The sequence below is a fragment of the Deltaproteobacteria bacterium genome (genome assembly GCA_012522415.1).
Taxonomy (GTDB): domain Bacteria; phylum Desulfobacterota; class Syntrophia; order Syntrophales; family JAAYKM01; genus JAAYKM01.
This window is the reverse complement of sequence record JAAYKM010000051.1, coordinates 22,077-41,306: the sequence shown is the minus strand read 5'-3', so window position 1 is coordinate 41,306 and position 19,230 is coordinate 22,077. Positions and strand designations below refer to the sequence as shown.

The following is a 19,230-nucleotide window of genomic DNA, read 5'->3' as shown; positions in this document are numbered from 1 at the left end:
CGGGAAATGACCGGGGGAGCCCCCGGGTGAGACAAGAAATCATCCCTTCAGAAATCAGGGGTCCGGCCCATACTTTTCGGCTTCTCCGATGAGCATGACCGGAATGCCGTCACGGATCGCATAGAGCAGGCGGCAAGCCTCACAGACCAGTCCATCGCCGTTTTCGGTAAGGGAAACCTTTCCCTTGCATTGAGGGCAAACAAGCAATGCCAGCAATTCCCGGTTCATGACCACCCTGTACCGCCTCTTTTCTAATCGAAGAAAACCGAATAACCGATAACGCCGAAATGTGATTCAATGCCCGCGTTGGGTTTATCGATATCCGCGTTGGACATATGGCGGAATCGATAGCCCACGTTGATCGCCGACCGCTTGCTGAGGTTGTAGTATATACCCCCGCCCACCATTTCGGAAAAAATGAAACCGTTTTCCTGCTTGTCCGTGACAACCGAAATATAGTGGGGGCCGACACTGCCCAGAAGATAGGCCGACAGCTTTTCCGTAACCGGATACCGGTACTGAAATCCCAGGCCGATACCGAATTCGAAATCCGATTCCGGCTCGACGACCGGGTTGATCTGCGGTTCAATGTAAAAGGTGAGGTTCCCCTTGTGAGATTTCAATGACGGGAAAACACGATCCATGTTGATCCCCAGGTGCCAGATCAGCAGTACGGTTTGGTAATGGCCCTCATTGATGGTTCCGCTTCCAAATCCCGTGATCAGGGCGGATTCGGCAAACAACCGATTCTTGACAGGGGGGGATACGCTGTTTTCTTCGGCCGTCGCGGTCATACCGCCGAAAAAAACGAAGAGCGCGATTATACTGAGAACGGACAGAAAGCGGTGGCGAATGTTCATGGCCTGTACCTCTCGAAAGGTATTTTGTGAAACTGCCAAGCTTACCCTGGTAAACCGACATTATACCCTAGGATATCACCCGTTTGGCTACCCCAGCTAGCATGGTCACGGGCTGTTGTCAATGGGAAAATCTTAACTCCGGAAAATTATTCCGTTTCGGTTCCATATGACCGGAATCCTTGATACGTTCTGCGGCGATTCATCTCATGATTGATCCCGTTCAGGACATCCATCTTGTTCACAGCCCAGGAAGGACCGAGAAGGATGTCCCGGTAGCCGTCAGCGGTCAGACGGTGGATGACGATGTTGGACGGGAGAATTTCAAGCATATCGCAAACGGTTTCGATATACGTTTCCCTGGACAGTAAAGACAGACGTCCACGCTCAAATTCATGCCCCAGAGGCGTTCCTTTCAGGGCGAGGAGGGAATGGATCTTGATTCCCTGAACAGGGAGTTTTGCGAGCGTCCGCGCCGTTTCCATCATATCACCATGACTTTCTCCGGGAAGTCCCACGATGATGTGGGCGCAGATATGAATTCCCCGTTCTGCCGTTCGGTGTACGGCATCCAGGAATTGCGCCGCCGTATGGCCGCGGTTCAGTGCCCGAAGCGTCCGGTCATGGATGGACTGAAGACCGTATTCCACCCAGATATGATGGTGCTTCCCGTACGTTTCCAACAAATCGACAACGGCGTCTGGAACGCAATCCGGTCGGGTGCCGATGGAAAGACCGAGGATGTCTTCCCTGGACAGGGCTTCGTTGTAAATTGTCCGAAGATGATCGACCGGCGCGTAGGTGTTGGTGAAGGTTTGAAAATAAGCAATGAATTTTCGGGCGCCCCGGATTTTCATGTAGTGCGCCTTGCCGATTTCGATTTGCCGAGACACGGAGGGGAGGGGCCCCCCTTGACGAAGTTTTGATCCGCGGCCGTCGCAGTAAGTACAACCGCCATAGGCCACCCGGCCGTCCCGGTTCGGGCATGTGAATCCGGCGTCAATCTGGAGCTTGTAGACTTTACAACCGAAGGTGTTGAGGAAATAGCTCTTGAGATCGTAATAACGCTTTGTATTGTGCCAAAAATCCGGTTTTTCCAATGGCTCCTCTTTCTGATTGTCTTTTTTCACGGGGATCCTATAAGATACCCGCCATGAGTGCAAGGAGATCCATGGGGGATAATGAGCGTTCTCGATTATGATGTGATTGTCGTCGGGGCGGGTCACGCAGGCTGTGAAGCCGCTTTGGCGGCGGCCCGGATGGGATGCGACGTGCTCGTTTTCAACATCTCTCTGGACGCCATGGCGCTCATGCCATGCAATCCGGCTATTGGCGGGTTGGCAAAGGGGCAGCTCGTCAAGGAGATCGACGCCCTGGGCGGCGAGATGGGGAAGATCGCCGATTTGACGGCCAACCATTTCCGCCGTCTCAATGCCTCGAAAGGTCCCGCCGTACAATCCACGCGGGTCCAATGCGACAAGCAGCGTTATCGGCTGGCCATGAAGCTCGTTCTCGAGCGACAGGAACGGTTGCATGTCCGGCAGGGGCTCATTGAACGCCTGATTGTTGAAGGCGGCAGGGTTATCGGGGTCTGCGACGAGACAGGATTTTTCTACGGAGCCAGAACCGTCGTCGTTACGACGGGAACCTTTCTCAACGGTTTGGTTCATGTCGGTACGTCCAGCTTTCCCGCGGGCCGGGCCGGAGAGATTCCCGCTATCGGTCTCGCCCAATCTTTCAAGGCCCTCGGCTTTGACATAGGCCGCCTGAAGACCGGCACGCCGCCCCGCCTGAAGGCCTCGACGATCGACTTTTCCAGAATGACACGACAGGACAGTGATCCCGATCCGGAGCCCTTTTCATTTTTGACGGAACATGTAGGGGCCGAGCGCCGCCCTTCCTATTTCAGTTCGACCACGCCTCTGACCCATGAACTGATACAGACCAACATAATGCTTTCCCCTCTATATTCGGGACGGATTCAGGGTATCAGTGCACGCTACTGTCCTTCTCTGGAGGACAAGGTGATGCGTTTTGCCGGCAAGGAGGGGCATCCCGTCGTGCTCGAGCATGAGGGACTCGACACGGAAGAGATGTACGCCAAGGGGCTGGGAAACAGCCTGCCTTTGGCGTTGCAGAAACAAATCGTCCACACCGTACCGGGGCTCGAAGAGGCCGAGATCATGCGGCCCGCCTACGCGATCGAATATGATTTCGTTCAGCCTACCCAGCTGAGACAGACGCTGGAAACAAAATCGGTCCGGGGCCTTTATTTGGCCGGGCAGATCAACGGGACATCCGGTTACGAGGAAGCGGCGGCCCAGGGGATCTGGGCGGGTATAAACGCGGCTCTGGCGGTTCAGGGCCGTCCGCCGTTTATCCTGGACCGGGGGGACGCATACATGGGGGTGATGGTGGACGATCTCATTGTCCGGGGAATTGATGAACCTTACCGGATGTTCACCTCACGGGCCGAGTACCGGCTGATTTTACGGGAGGATAACGCGACGATCCGCCTCATGGGCCGGGGTTTCGAGCTGGGCCTGATTTCCCGGGAGCATTTCGAAAAGACGGAGGAGCGTGTTGCCCGGATCCGGGAGGGTATCCAACGTCTTTCGGAACGAAAAATCTTCCCGACTGCCTCAACGGCGAAGAATCTGGAAAGGCTGGGTGTCGCCCCGATCAGGAATCCCCTCAGCCAGTTTCAGCTGCTGCGTAGAAAGGAGATTCACTATGACGACCTCCGGGTTTTTCCGGACTGGGAGGCGATTCCCGATCCTCAGGTGAAGCGCCAGATCGAGATCGAAGCCAAGTATGAGGGATACATCAAGCGCCAGGAGGACATGGTGCAGAGGATGAAGGAAATGGAGGCGTTCAAAATCCCGTCGGGGATGGTCTATACCTCAGTCGCCGGCTTGTCCAATGAGCTGAAGGGCAAACTGTCCAAAATTGAACCCGCCACGATTGGTCAGGCGGAACGTATCCCGGGAATGACCCAGGCGGCGATCATGGCGCTTCTGGTGACGCTGAAGAAGAGAGGAGCGGAAGGGAAGAAGCGGGAGTCGGAAGCAAGGAATCGGGAAGACATAATCAAAGGGCCGAATGCCGGGGCCTCCTAAGAAAACCTTGGAAAGCCTTCGAGAAGGCCATGTGGAGGGCTTGCTGCTGCGGATGAAAGATTAATTCCGGAAACGGTGGGGGATCGGATGATCGGGAGAAGGGTGATCAGGCGTCATGCTTTGTGAAAACCGGATTCATGGCAGGTCGTTTCCTTGCCGCGGCAAATTGGCTTGACGAAACGACGATGTATTTGGTAGCAGTAACGACCATTTGATGCTTTTGGCAAAAGTCACCCCACATTTCCCATACCCATGTCATCCGAGCTTTTGACCCAAGCTCAACGATAGACGCAACGCAGGGAATTGCATGCCAGGAAACATGCTTCGCCGCCGACGTTGACTTCAACAAGCCGCCGCGCTGCGGAATATGCGGCGATACCGGACAAGGCAACGGGGGGACAAAGTGGAATCCGCTTTAACGTATTAGAAAAATTACGGATTAATCTATTTAATCTATGGGAGCCCTTTCAGGGATATCGGAAGGAAAGGGACGGGAAATGATCGACGATATCCCACCTATGTTTGTGTAAATAGGACCGGTTCTCTTGGACCGTGATGCAACCCCCTGACATCAGCTTTCCATGCGATGCCCCGCAACGGAACTGCGGTTCGGAGTGTATTATGAGACAATTGTTAAAGGAAATATTTATCGAAGTAATCCAATCCATTGCGCCACTGATTGTTGTGGTCTGTATTCTTCAATTTACCTTGGTGAAGGCACCCACTCCATTGTTTCTCCAATTTCTCATCGGTTCCCTCATGGCTATAGGGGGCCTTATACTTTTCTTTCTGGGCATCGATATCGGGATTCTGCCCATGGGAAAATTCATCGGAGCCGAATTGCCCAAAAGGAACTCGCTGATGTTGATAGCCGGCTTGGCCTTTGCATTGGGGTTTGCGGCCACCGTCGCGGAACCGGACGTATTGGTCCTTTCGAAACAGGTCGATGCAATCTCGCAAGGCTCGGTTTCCGGGAACATCATCCTTTACTCCATGGCTCTTGGTGTGGGGATTTTGGTCATGATCGGTATGCTGCGGATCGTGTTTGGCTTTTCCATGGTATATCTGCTGGCAGGTCTTTTTACGGTCATCCTGGTTCTTTCCTTCTTCACCCCTGCGGAATTCGTTCCCTTGGCCTATGATGCGGGAAGCGTAACCACCGGAGCGCTAACGGCGCCTGTGGTGATCTCGCTGGCCCTCGGTCTCAGCTCCGTTCTCTCCGGAAGATCCTCCGTATCGGAGGGTTTCGGCCTGCTGGGATTGGCATCGATCGGACCCATCATCATCATCATGCTTTTGGCGATATTCATCTATTGAGGAGAATTCATCTATTGAATGAAATAAGTATTTTAGACGGTCTTCAAGGTACCATAATGAGCGTGGCCATGGCGGTCCTTCCCCTGGTGCTGCTCTTTGTGACCTTCCAGGTTCTGATGCTCAGACTGCCCCGCAGTTCTTTCGTTACGATACTCAAAGGCACGGCATTGACGTCTGCCGGGCTCTTGGTTTTTTTGCAGGGGGTGCATATCGCTTTTTTCCCCTTCGGCCGGGCTATAGGAGGGGCTTTGGGAACCTTATCCGGTAGCTGGCAGTTAGTGTTCCTCGGTTTTCTTCTCGGATTTTTGACGACCTGGGGGGAGCCATCGGTACGGATACTGGCTGACCAGGTGGAAAAGGCGTCAAGTGGGTCGATCCGTAAGTCCACGGTACTTTACACGATCTGCGTGGGTGTGGCGTTGTTTGTCGGCCTCGGAATGCTGCGGATTGTCTATGATATCCCGCTGCTTCATATTGTTATACCGGGCTACGTACTGGTTATTATCATGCTGTGGTTCAGCGACAAGGAGTTTATCTCGGTCGCGGTGGATGCGGGAGGCGTGGCGACGGGGCCCATGGCAAACACATTTATCCTCGCGCTCGCCCTCGGAGTATCCTTTTCCATAGGTGACCAGCCCCCCCTTGTTGCAGGCCTGGGGATGGTTGCCCTTATCGCATTGGCCCCCATCATCTCCGTTATGGCCTTGGGTTGCGTGATTAATTTAAATAAGCATCGAAAGGAGCAGAAACGTGTCTGATATTTCTCTTATCGTCACTATCGTACCAAAGGGATGGGGTAACGTGGTACTTGAAGCCTCGTTAAGGGCGGGGGCTCATGGGGGCACAACGCTGATGGGACGCGGATCCGGTATTCACGAACATCAGACCCTTCTGGGCATTCCCATCGAACCGGAAAAGGAAATCGTATTGACTGTGGCCTATTCGAACACAACCGAAAGCATTCTGAATGAAATCGTTCGTGTCGTTGACCTGAACAAGCCGGGAGCGGGAATCGCCTTTGTCGTTCCCGTAGACAAAGTGGTCGGTGCAACACATCTCTTCGGTAACGCCCCCAAACCAGACGCATAGGCCACTGCACCGATTAGCTCGGGACAAGGAATCGATCCGACGGACGGGGAGCAGCTCCATAACCGCGTGGAAGCTCATGCGATCAGCCCTTCCGTAAGGGGTGCCGGTGAGACAGGGCCGGTGACCCCGCCACCTTCGAAAAAGACTGTTATCGGGATCGTATCATTCGGGACACGAATTCAGAAACGAGGGGGTGAATCTCAACTCACGGGTGGTACACTTTTCATGGCCAGTGACAGCAATGCCCGCTCCCAAAAACGGCAGCTCAACAGCGATGGTGTGTCAAAGAACCTATGGAGTATCAGATGACACAAATCTATGAAGATGGGTCGTACCTTGCAAACAATCCTGGTTGGCATGAAGAAGATTCGCCATGGAAAGCAAAGCAGATAAGTAAAATCATCAAGAAAAATTCTCTGAATCCAAGAACGATTTGTGAGGTCGGGTGTGGAGCAGGGGGGGTACTGAACCAATTATCAGGCCAATATGCTGATGATAGGGAGTTATTTGGATATGAAATATCACCCCAGGCATTTGAATTATGCTGCACATTTTGATATTGTAATGGCAATAGACGTTTTTGAGCATGTAGAGGATTGTTTTGGTTTCCTAAGAAAATTGAAAGAAAAAGCTGAATACAAGATATTTCATATTCCGCTCGATTTGTCAGTTCAAACTGTTCTTCGTTCTTCTCCAATTATTCACGGGCGGAAATCAGTTGGTCATATTCACTATTTCACAAAGGAAACTGCACTTGAAACCCTAAAAGATACTGGATATTTAATTATCGATTATTTTTATACGGGAGGTTCCTTGGAGTTGCCGAATAGAGGTTGGAAAGCCAACATTTTGAAGATCCCAAGAAAGCTTGCGTTTTTGTTAAACAAAGATTTGGCAGTTCGATTGTTAGGCGGTTATTCTCTTATGGTGTTAGCCAAATGAATGCTAACAAGGCACTCCACCGGACGGCAATTCCGCTGCGCTCCGTAAAAACCAGTGAGTTCAAGCGTTATGCATAGACAGGAGGAGAGCATGGCGCAATTGTTTAGGAAAATAGCGTACAGTCGCGTACTGGCCGCATTGATATTGGTCATTTCGAGTGTCTTTATATCTCCATGTCTGGCGGCTAATAATGCAAGCTAAAAAATCAAGAAAAATATCAAACGGAAAACCAAATAACACAGCAAAAATCAAACAATAAAGGAAGGAAGGAGAATAGTATGTCAGATTCAGAATGTCATAAGCATTATTCTCAGGACAACTATGAGAAGTTCAAGAGTTGCCGTCTTTCTATAATACATGCGATCTCCATATTATTGATCATACAATTTTTCATAGGTTGCACAACCAGTGTAAAACTCAATAACTTTAGACCGACACCAACTACCAATCTCGATATCTATCGAGGGAAGCGAATATATTTGATGAATTTTGACAACCAAGCCAATGATACCAGTATATGGTACTATTACAGCGCAAATGGAAACTTCAGATATTCTTATGATGATGATGTAATCCACAATTACTTTTGGTATTCAATGGAAGACTATTTGTCAAATATCGGCACATTGGTCTCTAATGCATATAACCCGGATAGTTTAGCTCCTGCTTTATCGATGACACTTTTATCAATCACCGACCTACAATTCAGAACAAAAATAACTATTCAAAAACGAGGCATTACAACATTACAAAAAATATTCACTGTCAGCGAATCGCCAATGCTCAAAAAAGATCGAAATATTCAAGCAGCGGAACAAAGATCGTACAGAATGGCAAATAGATTGTTTGAAAACATATTGCTTGATGGTGAAGTACAATGGGAATTGGCTTATTAACCCAACTCTCGGGAATGGATTGAAAGACGAAAAAGATTGCCTATGGTGCTGATTTCACAAGTAAATAACTTGAAGAGACCTATCCTTTGGTTTACAATGGATTTGCAAAGATTCACAATAAAAACAAAGAGAAAGGGTTCATCTGGAGCATACCAGCATCGTCTCCCAATCGTAAGCCCCTGTTCATGAACCAACGGCCCCACCAAGAGAAACGATGCCAGGGAAGCCCCAAGGAAACTCCATTATACAGAGGTTTAGATCATGCGACAACTATCCTGCCACAGGGGGGGCATTGCTGGTCTGGATGCCGACAGGGAATGGGCGGGCATCGACATGATTCCTTTCAGTCTGCCCGTGATGCCGGACGCAATGCCGGTCCGGACCGTCCGGGGCGCGCGGTAAGCGCCTTGTCGCCGGACGGCTCAATCCTCAGACGTTGAAAAGCAGGTCGCCGTAAGTCGGCAGGGGCCAGTAAACCTCACCCACCATTGTTTCCAGTTTATCGCCGGTTTCCCTGAGTTTTCCCATTTTCACAAAAACCTGATCCCGGTAAAAACAGGCCCGACCGAAGGTGTCGCCGCATATGTCCGCGGCCTGCGCCAGCGTCTTTTCGAGGGCGACGGTGTCGTTTCGGAATGTGGCTGTCAGGGTGGAGACCTCCGTCAACAATTCTTCCTGCACCGATATATCGGCCTTGATACCTGTCGTTTTAATGGTGTTGATGGAATCCGCCAGCATGGTGGTGTATTCAATCACGGCAGGAAGGATTTGCCGCTTTGCCATTTCGAGCATTGTCAGGGCCTCGATGTTGATGGCCTTCATGTAGTTTTCAAAGTTGATTTCGCAGCGGGATTCTATCTCGTGCCGGGTCAGTATATGGTGTTCTTCAAAAAGCGCGATGTTTTTATCCGAAATCATGGTCCGGATGGCCGCCACAGTGGACGTGATGTTGGGGAGTCCTCTTTTTTTCGTTTCTTGAACCCAGGCGTCGGAGTCGCTGTTGCCGTTGAAAATGATCTTTTTGTGGTTTTTTACGATTTCCTGCAGCAGTTTCTGGACCTCGTCCTGAAAATCCTTGGCCTGTTCCAGGCGGTCCGCAATCTGTTTAAGCATATCCGCCACAATGGTGTTCAGGACGAAGCTGGCCGTCGCTGTGGACGCCGAGGATCCCACCATTCTGAATTCAAATTTGTTCCCTGTAAAAGCAAAAGGGGAGGTTCGGTTTCTGTCCGTGGAATCCTTCGGTAAATCCGGCAGGGTCGTGACTCCGATTTTCAACAGGCCATCCTGGCTGGAGTTGGTCGTTCCGCCACCCGCGATCTGTTCCAGAATATCGGTCAATTGTTTTCCCAGATAGACCGAGACAATGGCAGGTGGTGCTTCATGGGTTCCGAGGCGGTGCTCATTGCCCGCCGTCGCGGCCGAGGCCCGGAGCAAGTCGGCATATTCATCAACGCCCTTGATCACGGCGCACAAATACACAAGGAATTGGGCATTCTCATGCGGTGTATATCCGGGCTCGAGCAGATTCTGGCCGTCATCCGTCGCCATGGACCAGTTGACGTGTTTCCCCGAGCCGTTCACGCCGGCAAACGGTTTCTCGTGCAACAGACAGACCAGGCCGTGCCTTAACGCGATTTTCTTCATCATTTCCATGGTAAGCTGATTGTGGTCCGTCGCGATATTGGCGGTGGTAAAAATTGGCGCCAGCTCATGTTGTGCCGGTGCAACCTCGTTGTGTTTTGTTTTGGCGGCGACACCGAGTTTCCAGAGTTCCTGATCCAGCTCCTTCATGAAAGCGGAGATGCGTTCCTTCAGGCTGCCGAAGTAATGATCTCCCATTTCCTGACCCTTTGGCGGCTTGGCGCCGAAAAGCGTTCTTCCCGTGAAAATCAGATCCTTTCTCAGGTCGTACATTCGTTTGTCGATCAGAAAATATTCCTGTTCCGGTCCGACCGTGGTGATGACTTTGGAGGCGCTTTTGTTGTCGAAGAGTTTCAAGACGCGAAGAGCCTGTTTGGAAAGGGCTTCCATGGAACGCAGCAAGGGGGTTTTTTTGTCCAAAGCTTCTCCGGTGTAGGAACAAAAAGCAGTCGGAATACAGAGACTTCCATCTTTGACGAAAGCGGGGGATGTACAATCCCAGGCGGTGTAGCCCCGGGCTTCAAAAGTGGCCCGCATCCCGCCGGAGGGGAAGGAAGAGGCGTCCGGTTCACCCTTGATCAGTTCCTTCCCGGAGAACTCCAGGATTACCTTGCCTTCGGGGGTTGGCGAGATAAAGGCGTCGTGTTTCTCTGCCGTGATGCCGGTCATGGGCTGAAACCAGTGGGTAAAATGGGTCGCTCCCTTTTCGATGGCCCAACCCATCATGGCGATGGCCACAACATCCGCCACGGCAGGATCGAGATCAAGTCCTTCATCGATCGTTTTTTTCAGGGCCTGGTAGGTTGGTTTCGGCAAGTGCTCCTTCATGATGGCGTCACTGAACACACTGGAACCAAAGATCTCGTGCAGGGAGCCTTCGCCGTTATTGCTTTTAGTCATAATTTTATCCTCTTCAATCCTCCTGATCTTCCGTGGGATGCGTCCGATGCCGACCGGAGAGGCACCTATCAAATTCAAGGTATTTTTTCGACAGATATTCCGCCTGTTTTGTTTTCGTTTCCAGTCAATTCATAACATATCTTTTAACCCATACGGCACCTCTATCATGGATGCCCATGTGGGATCAATTGCCAAAAATTCTTGTGATCTCCCCTTGCCTTGTTTTTCGGTGCCCCGGCGTGTGCTGACCGTTGTCGGGTCTGAAACGACGGGTAGGCGTCGCCAAAATTCGGCAGGTATCCCTTCATTCGTTGCAGGTCGTCATGATCGGGGGCTGACGGCCTGTTTTGTAAGGGCAGATCGGCAGGCACATCATGCCAAAACCATTGAATCCGGGGAGGGGAAATGGTATAAGCTCAACAAAATTTCTGTTGAAAGATAAGCATGCCACAATTGTCCGTTCGTTTGACCCTGGCTATCCTCCTCATGTGCGTCATCATTGCATACAACCCGCGGCTTATCTCTCTTCCCGGCCCGCTTCCCGAGGATTCGGCCATGGAAGACCTGGGACGCATTGTTTATCCGAGTTTGAAGAATATCCCCTGGCGTCCCCATTTCATCCTCCCCGACGAAAGCCTGGAGCGGCTCTTTGGTAACCGATGGGTTTGGGTGGCCCGTTTCAACCGCCTTGACCGCCGTCACGCCTATCCGGGCATGACCATCAAGGTGCCTCTCAATCTCGAAGACATTGAACATTACACACCGCTGCCGGAAATGTACGGAAAAGCGAAGCCCTTTCGAAAATACATCCTTATTGATGTGACGGAACAGTGGATCGGGGCATACGAATACGGGAAACAGAAGTTTTCCATGCCCGCCGTTACAGGAAAGGCGAAACATGAAACGCCTCCCGGTATTTTCCGTGTGGACGCACTCGACAGGCACCATCGATCGTCTCTTTATGATACGGCTGACGGCAAATCAAAATATCCCATGGACTATGCCATCCGTTTTTATGTCTCTCCCGATGATACGGGATACTGGATTCACGCTCGGGATATGCCGGGGCGGCCTGCATCTCACGGTTGCGTCGGGCTGTTTGATGAAGAAATGCAGAACCGTGTCTACAAGGTTCCTGCCGAACCGGTTCTGAATGACGCGAAAAAACTGTATGAATGGGTTATGGACGGTGAGGAAACCAGGGTGGAGGCCGGCGGTGTACAGTTCATGATGAACGGACCTGTTCTTGAAGTGTCCGGGAGTCTGCCCGTACGTCTGGATTTTTCACAAAGGATGTAAGCCACTGAAGGTAAAGAGTAATTTGTTAATTGGTGCCGCCATTTAGAGGATATTTTGTTGACTGTTGTGGGTAAAACTGATACACGGGATCACCAAAATGCATGGAGATCCGATTCCAACCAGCTTAGGAGGAAACCGATGATGGATGAGCAACTGATTTTGTGGTTCGATGAGATAGAATTGAAGGATATTCCACAGGTAGGGGGCAAAAATGCATCCCTCGGCGAGATGAGAAGAGAGTTGACTTCCAAGGGGGTGAGCGTACCCGATGGATTTGCCGTAACCGCCGCGGCCTATCGATATCTGCTGGAATCCGCGGGAATCGGCAAGGAAATCAAAAATGTTCTGAAGGATCTGGACACACACGACCTGGATAATTTGCGAAGTAAAGGCGAGCAGATCCGGTCCCTGATTTATAGCGCGAAATTTCCCGATGATCTCCGTAATGAAGTTTTGAAGGGATATAAGCGCCTGTGTGAAGAGTACGGACCGGATACGGATGTCGCCGTCCGCAGTTCCGCCACGGCGGAGGATCTGCCCGACGCGAGTTTTGCCGGCCAGCAGGAGACATTCCTGAACGTCCGGGGCGAGGACGCCCTGATTGATGCGTGCAAGAGGTGTTTCGCTTCCCTGTTTACGGATCGGGCGATTTCCTACCGGGTGGATAAGGGTTTCGATCATCTGACTATCGCTTTATCCATTGGGGTACAAAAGATGGTTCGCTCGGATCAGGGGGCCTCGGGGGTTATCTTTTCTATCGACACCGAATCGGGTTTCAAGGAGGCAATTCTGGTTACCGCTTCCTATGGTTTGGGGGAGACCGTCGTTCAGGGGATCGTCAATCCTGATGAATTTTATGTCTTTAAACCGACCCTGAAGGAAGGTTTCCGTTCCATTATCCAGAAGAAACTGGGGACCAAGGAGATCAAGATGATCTACTCCGATTCCAAAAAGGAGAGCGCAACGGAGATTGTCCCGGTGCCCGAAGAGGATCGCCACAATTTTTGCCTGAGCGATGACGAGGTCCTGAAACTGGGCCAATGGACCGCCATCATTGAAGGACATTATTCAGAAAAGGCGGGTTATTTCAAACCCATGGATATCGAGTGGGGCAAGGACGGTATCACCCAGGAACTTTTCATCCTGCAGGCGAGGCCTGAAACCGTGCAATCCCAAAAGGACGGGAGTGTCCTCGAAAATTATGTTCTCTGTGAAGAAAAAACGCCCATTCTGCTCGGAACCAGTGTCGGCTCCAGGATTGGCGCAGGGCCGGTGCACATCATCGAATCGGTAAAGGAGATCAAGACTTTCAAAGCGGGCGAGGTCCTGGTGACTGAAATGACCGATCCTGACTGGGAGCCCATCATGAAGATCGCCGCAGCCATTGTGACCGATCGGGGAGGCAGAACCTGCCATGCGGCGATTGTAAGCCGTGAACTTGGGGTCCCCTGTATTGTGGGTACGGAAAACGGTACGGAGGTCTTGAAAAATGTCAAGGAGGTGACCGTTTCCTGTGCCGAGGGTGAAGTGGGAAGGGTATACGAAGGCATTCTGAAATATGATGTGAACCGGGTTAACGTCACCACGCTCAAGCGCCCATCCACGAAGATCATGATGAATGTCGGCAATCCGGAAAATGCTTTTTCCCTTGCCTCCATACCAAATGACGGCATAGGTCTGGCTCGCCTGGAGTTCATCATCAGCCATTTCATCAGTGTTCATCCCATGGCCCTCGTCAATTTCAACCAGGTGACGGACGAAGCTGTTCGTGCGGAAATTGACAGAATTACGAGAGGATATGCGGACCGGAGAGAGTTTTTTATCGACCGTCTGGCGCAAGGGGTGGCCAAGATCGGTGCCGCCTTCTACCCGAATGACGTGATCGTGCGTATGAGTGATTTCAAGAGCAACGAATATTATAACCTCGTCGGTGGTTCTTTCTTTGAACCCGTCGAGGAAAACCCGATGATCGGTTTCCGGGGTGCTTCCCGCTACTACGATGACCGCTATAGAGATGGTTTCTTTATGGAATGTGATGCCATGAAGCGTGTGCGGGACGTCATGGGGCTCACCAATGTCAAGTTGATGATCCCTTTTTGCCGGACGTTGACGGAAGCCGGGAAGGTTGTCCGAACCATGGCTGACCGGGGCCTGGTCCAGGGCGAGAATGGTCTTGAAATTTATATGATGGTGGAGATTCCCAGCAACGTGATCATGCTTGAAGAATTCGGGGAAATATTCGACGGCTTCTCCATTGGCTCCAATGACCTGACCCAGCTGACGTTGGGGTTGGACCGTGATTCCGCAGAAGTGGCCCACATTTTCGACGAACGGGACGCCGCCGTGCAGGAACTGATCAGGATGGCCATAAGCAAGGCAAGAAAAATCGGTAAAAAAATCGGTATCTGTGGTCAGGCACCCAGTGATTACCCCGAAGTGGCGAGACTTCTGGTCGAATACGGCATCAACAGCATATCCCTCAACTCCGATACGGTACTCAAGACCACCGCGGAAATATTGGATGCGGAACGAAAATTAGGGAAAGCCTAGGAATTATCGGCTGCAAGGCATATGATGTGAGGGAGGCCGGGATCGAACGATCCCGGCCTTTTTCATAGGCAATAAAGGATCCGGCTTGGAAAATCCTCTCTTGAACAATCCTCCGGCGCATTGAATTCGGCGGTGTGCCATCCCCCATCAAATGTATTTGAAAAATTTATTTGTTTGTACGAATATGATGCCGAAACGCCGTGATGGTCGCGTCAAAATAAAATCGAACGGGAGAGAACCATGCATTATGTTGTCTGTGTGAAAATGGTACCGGACACAACACAGGTGATCATCGACCCTGTAACGAACACCCTGGTCCGCGAAGGGGTGCCGTTTATTACGAATCCTTTTGACAATCATGCGGTGGAAGAGGCCTTGCGTTTGAAAGAAAAATATGGCGGCTGCGTGACAGCCATTTCGATGGGTCCCCCCGCGGCGGACGCGGTTCTGAAAAAGGCCATGGCCCTTGGTGTAGACGATGCCGTATTGCTCAGTGATCGTGCCTTCGGGGGCGCCGATACATTGGCGACAAGTCTGGTTTTGTCGGAAGCGATCCGCAGGCTCGACGGGCAAAAGCCGGTGGATATCGTTTTATGCGGTAAACAGACGATCGACGGTGACACGGCCCAGGTGGGACCGGGAATTGCGTGTCGGCTGAAATATTCACAACTGACGTTGGTGGACCGTATTCTGGAGATTCACAAGGAAAAACGGATCATTGTTGTTCGGCGCGTTCTCGAGGAAATGCACGAGATCGTCGAGTCGAGGCTGCCTGTATTGATTACGGTGGTTCGCGAAGTGAATGTGCCCCGTTACCCAACGGTCCCGGGGCGTCTGGAGGCGCTGGAAGCAAAAGTGCCGATCTGGACGAATGACGTTCTGAAACTGGATCCGGATATGATCGGCTTGAGAGGATCCCCGACACAGGTGCGCAAGATTTTTGCCCCGCAGCGGGACAAGGGTGAGATCGTCGATGGGGAGGGAGAAAAGATGGACAGGGCGGTGGACATGGTTTTCAAAAAGCTTCTGGACTGGGATTTCATATCGTTGGGGCACTGACGGAGCGAAGAGAACTGTTGAACATGGATTTGCCGGTTTGCAAATCCTGCCTATGTCCCCTCATGGGCCGATTTTTTAGGAGTGACGATGGAAAAAAAAGTCAAGAGACCCCGCGGCAAGGCTGAATTGATCCCCGGAAAGTGTATTGCATGCGGAGCCCGCTGCCAAGCGGCCTGCAAGGTGGATGCCATAGAAATGAACGAAAAGGATGAGCCCATCATTCTGACGGACAAGTGTATCGGCTGCGCGAAATGTGTCAAGGTTTGCCCGGCGGAGGCGCTTCGGATGGCTTTTACTCCGGAGGAGCAGAGGTTGCTGGAAGAACTCGACAAGGGGAGTGCTGAGCACAGTGAGCCGGTTGAAGACGAGGATGCCTCGGCATCGATGACGGAGAAAACGGAATCGTCTCTCGATGCCTGGAGAGGTGTCTGGGTGTTTGTGGAACAGGCCGAAGGCAAGGCCCATTCGGTGTCCTGGGAACTTCTCGGCGCGGGTCGGACCCTTGCCAGGGACTTGCAGGTCCAATTGTCTGCGTTCGTTCTCGGTTCGAACATCAAACATCTGGCGGATGAGGCTTTTGCGTACGGGGCCGACGTTGTTTTTATGACAGAGGATCCGCTTCTGGAACACTATCGTACGGAGCCCTATCTGCACGGGGCCTTGACCCTGATTCGGAAATACAAACCGGAAGTGATATTGATTGGGGCAACGGGGTTGGGGCGTGATCTGGCGGGAGCCATTGCCACGGAGTTGCAGACGGGACTGACCGCGGACTGTACGGGTCTGGCGATCGACAAGAGCCGCCGGCTTCTGGAGCAGACGCGCCCAGCATTCGGGGGCAACATCATGGCGACGATTCTAACGGAAACGGCACGCCCCCAGATGGCTTCCGTCCGTCCCCACGTGATGCCGAAGCCGGATGTACACCCCGGTCGAACGGGGCCTGTCATGACGGAACCCTTCGGGTTGCAGACCGATCTTCTGAACAGCGCCGTGCTGGAGATCATTCCCCTGAAAACTGAGGGCGCCATCGATATTTCGGTGGCCAATGTGATTGTCAGCGGTGGCCGGGGTTTTCAGAACGCGGAGAATTTCAAGATACTGTACGATCTGGCAGATCTTCTGGGGGGTGTGGTGGCCTCTTCGCGCAGCGCTGTGGATGCCGGCTGGATGCCCCATGAACGTCAAGTCGGCCAGACGGGGAAAACCGTTCGTCCCAAACTCTACATTGCCTGCGCGATTTCCGGGGCGATTCAACACCTGGTTGGGATGCAGGATTCGGAGCATATCATTGCGATAAACACAGACCGCAATGCGCCGATCTTTCAGGTTGCCCATTTGGGCATCGTCGGGGATGTTTTCGAAATCCTCCCCGCTCTGATCGATAAATTGCACACGAGCTGGGCACACCCGGTCTCATCGGACATCTCGAATCTGTTCTGGCTGGATCTGGAAAAACAGCCCGGACAGGTTACAGGTCCGTAGAAGACAAAAGGTGTCGTGAAAATCGTCATGAGGCTTTACCGGTAAATAGAAAGGAGTTCCCTTGAGTTCCGTCGAATCCTTGTTGTTCCTGTTCATTCTTGTCGGTGCGGTGGGTTTCTTTTTGCGCAACCTGTACCGCCTCTTTGCCATGATCTGCCTCGGGCGGAGTGAGAATCGTTTTGATCGTCTCTGGTCGCGATTCCGGGGTATGCTGGTGTATGGCTTCGCCCAGGTTCGTGTTGTAAGTGAAGGATTCGGCGTGAACCACCTGCTTCTGTTCTGGGGTTTCATGTTTCTCCTTCTGATGAATGTGGAGTTTCTGGTCTCAGGTGTCTTCCCCCGCTTCTCCTTCTGGTTTTTGGGAGATATCCCCTATGGGGCCATGCTCTTCATGGCCGATATCATGTCGGTTGTGGTGCTGGTATGCGTTTTCAACGCCGTTATTCGGCGGATGTTCTTCCGTCCCGCCTATATCGACCAGACAGTGGATGCCTTTGTGATTTTGGGTCTGGTTGCCGTTCTAATAGTTGCCTACTTCGGTTATCATGCCAGCGAAATCCGGTTGAACGGAAAAGCGATTTCCCGCTGGACCATGCCGGTTTCTTCTCTCCTGGCGCCTCTCTTCCGGGGACTGACCCAGGAAGGGGGCCATGCCCTGGGACGGATATTCTGGTGGACTCATGCCCTGGTACTCTTGTTTTTCCTCAATTATCTGCCCTACAGCAAACATTTGCATATCCTGACGGCGATACCGAATATCTTTTTCAGGAATGCCTCATTTGTAAATACCGTTCCCCGGATGATCTTTCGTCGCGGGGAACGCTTTGGCGTTTCAAAGATAGTCCAATATTCATGGAAGGACCTGCTGGATTTCCTGTCCTGCACGGAGTGCGGCCGGTGCCAGGCGGCCTGCCCCGCCCATAACACGCACAAACCCCTGAATCCCAAGGAGGTTGTTCATGAGGGAAAACTCAATCTCTTGGCCAATGGCCGGATTCTGCTTGCTTCCAGACCCCCGGACACGCTTGTTTCCGCTCCCGATTCGGCCGAGATGGCTGTTCCGCTTATCAATACGCGTGACGAAAGCATTTCGGTTGATGCCATCTGGTCCTGTACGACATGCGGGGCCTGCATGCAGCAGTGTCCTGTTTTTATCGAACATGTACCGAAACTGATTGGGCTCCGGCGTCATCTGGTTGTGGAAAAGGCTGCCTTCCCGGAAGAATTGATCGCTTTTTTCGAAAATTCGGAACAGCGATTCAATCCCTGGGGAATCGCACCGAATGAACGGGAAAAGTGGGTCCATGACCGGGACATCAAGATCCTTTCACATGGCGCCCAAGTCGAGTATCTCTTCTATGTGGGCTGTTCGGGATCCTTTGATCCAAGGGGCAGGATGGTGACGACGGCTGTGGCGAAGATCCTCAACGCCGCCCGTCTTTCCTGGGGTGTGCTGGGTAATGAGGAGAAATGCTGTGGCGATTCTCTGCGGAGACTGGGGAACGAATATGTTTTCGATATCCTGGTGAGGGACAATATAGAAATCTTCAAAAAGTACGGGATCAAAAAAATCATCACCTACTGTCCTCATTGTTTCAGTACATTGAAAAACGATTACGGGCAGTACGGCGTCGATTTCGAGGTGATCCACCATTCCCAACTCATTCACAAGCTCCTGCAGAGCGGCGTACTCAAACTGAAAGGGGAAACGGGGATGCGCGTCACGTACCATGATCCATGCTATCTCGGACGTTATAACAATATCTACAAGGAGCCGAGAGCGATCATCGCCAGGGTCTGCGGCGGAAAGGCGCCTGTAGAAATGAGCCGCCACGGTTCGGAGAGTTTCTGTTGTGGCGCAGGCGGCGGCCGCATGTGGCTCGAGGAAAATCAGGGAAGCCGAATTTATGTCGAACGGACAAAAGATGCCCTGGCAACGGATGCGGAAGTGATCAGTGTGGCGTGTCCGTACTGTATGACCATGTTTGAGGACGGACTGAAGGACGAAAATGCTTCCGGACAGATTGTCGTAAAGGATATTGCGGAGATTGTGGCGGAGCGTCTGGTATAGCA

General features: G+C 52.0%; 15 protein-coding genes and 1 pseudogene. 12 read left to right on the top strand and 4 right to left on the bottom strand.

From position 1 onward, the window contains the following. Window positions 1-54 precede the first annotated feature (54 nt). The 3 genes from GX147_04995 to GX147_04985 all read right to left on the bottom strand — a co-directional run bounded on the left by GX147_04995 (window position 55) and on the right by GX147_04985 (window position 1,987). Complete coding sequence (locus GX147_04995; GenBank protein ID NLN60057.1) at window positions 55-234, bottom strand: Trm112 family protein; 180 nt, start codon at window positions 232-234, stop codon at window positions 55-57. Between the two features lie 17 nt (window positions 235-251). Next, window positions 252-860, bottom strand: coding sequence for an acyloxyacyl hydrolase (locus GX147_04990; protein ID NLN60056.1), 609 nt, complete (start codon window positions 858-860; stop codon window positions 252-254). A 146-nt stretch (window positions 861-1,006) separates the two neighbouring features. Beyond that, entirely contained in the window at window positions 1,007-1,987 is a 981-nt protein-coding gene (locus GX147_04985) for a TIGR01212 family radical SAM protein (protein ID NLN60055.1), read from the bottom strand. A gap of 51 nt (window positions 1,988-2,038) precedes the next feature. Between GX147_04985 and mnmG the strand changes: the two genes are divergently transcribed. The 7 genes and pseudogenes from mnmG to GX147_04950 all read left to right on the top strand — a co-directional run bounded on the left by mnmG (window position 2,039) and on the right by GX147_04950 (window position 8,622). Continuing rightward, entirely contained in the window at window positions 2,039-3,976 is a 1,938-nt protein-coding gene (mnmG, locus tag GX147_04980) for a tRNA uridine-5-carboxymethylaminomethyl(34) synthesis enzyme MnmG (protein ID NLN60054.1), read from the top strand. 621 nt (window positions 3,977-4,597) lie between these two features. After that, window positions 4,598-5,293 (top strand): DUF1538 domain-containing protein, encoded by a 696-nt coding sequence (locus GX147_04975; protein ID NLN60053.1) that lies wholly within the window; start codon window positions 4,598-4,600, stop codon window positions 5,291-5,293. Between the two features lie 56 nt (window positions 5,294-5,349). Continuing rightward, complete coding sequence (locus GX147_04970; GenBank protein ID NLN60052.1) at window positions 5,350-6,051, top strand: DUF1538 domain-containing protein; 702 nt, start codon at window positions 5,350-5,352, stop codon at window positions 6,049-6,051. After that, complete coding sequence (locus GX147_04965) at window positions 6,044-6,382, top strand: P-II family nitrogen regulator (GenBank protein ID NLN60051.1); 339 nt, start codon at window positions 6,044-6,046, stop codon at window positions 6,380-6,382. The genes GX147_04970 and GX147_04965 overlap by 8 nt, the downstream gene beginning before the upstream one ends. Before the next feature lie 305 nt (window positions 6,383-6,687). Further along, window positions 6,688-7,324 (top strand): annotated as a pseudogene (locus tag GX147_04960) (class I SAM-dependent methyltransferase). Between the two features lie 278 nt (window positions 7,325-7,602). After that, a complete protein-coding gene (locus GX147_04955) occupies window positions 7,603-8,220 on the top strand; it encodes a hypothetical protein (GenBank protein ID NLN60050.1) in 618 nt (205 codons plus the stop codon). Between the two features lie 261 nt (window positions 8,221-8,481). Then, window positions 8,482-8,622, top strand: coding sequence for a hypothetical protein (locus tag GX147_04950; GenBank protein NLN60049.1), 141 nt, complete (start codon window positions 8,482-8,484; stop codon window positions 8,620-8,622). A 27-nt stretch (window positions 8,623-8,649) separates the two neighbouring features. Here the strand turns inward: GX147_04950 and GX147_04945 are convergent, their stop codons facing one another. After that, complete coding sequence (locus GX147_04945; GenBank protein NLN60048.1) at window positions 8,650-10,764, bottom strand: glutamine synthetase type III; 2,115 nt, start codon at window positions 10,762-10,764, stop codon at window positions 8,650-8,652. Window positions 10,765-11,208: 444 nt separating this feature from the next. Here GX147_04945 and GX147_04940 point away from each other — a divergent pair, with 444 nt between their 5' ends. From GX147_04940 to GX147_04920, 5 genes are all read left to right on the top strand, one after another. Beyond that, window positions 11,209-12,063, top strand: coding sequence for a L,D-transpeptidase (locus GX147_04940; protein NLN60047.1), 855 nt, complete (start codon window positions 11,209-11,211; stop codon window positions 12,061-12,063). Between the two features lie 138 nt (window positions 12,064-12,201). Continuing rightward, complete coding sequence (ppsA, locus tag GX147_04935) at window positions 12,202-14,613, top strand: phosphoenolpyruvate synthase (GenBank protein NLN60046.1); 2,412 nt, start codon at window positions 12,202-12,204, stop codon at window positions 14,611-14,613. Window positions 14,614-14,853: 240 nt separating this feature from the next. Further along, complete coding sequence (locus GX147_04930; protein NLN60045.1) at window positions 14,854-15,672, top strand: electron transfer flavoprotein subunit beta/FixA family protein; 819 nt, start codon at window positions 14,854-14,856, stop codon at window positions 15,670-15,672. Between the two features lie 81 nt (window positions 15,673-15,753). Continuing rightward, on the top strand, window positions 15,754-17,157 hold the full coding sequence (locus GX147_04925; GenBank protein ID NLN60044.1) for a 4Fe-4S dicluster domain-containing protein: 1,404 nt from the start codon (window positions 15,754-15,756) through the stop codon (window positions 17,155-17,157). 148 nt (window positions 17,158-17,305) lie between these two features. Then, window positions 17,306-19,228, top strand: coding sequence for a (Fe-S)-binding protein (locus GX147_04920; protein ID NLN60043.1), 1,923 nt, complete (start codon window positions 17,306-17,308; stop codon window positions 19,226-19,228). Window positions 19,229-19,230 lie beyond the last annotated feature (2 nt).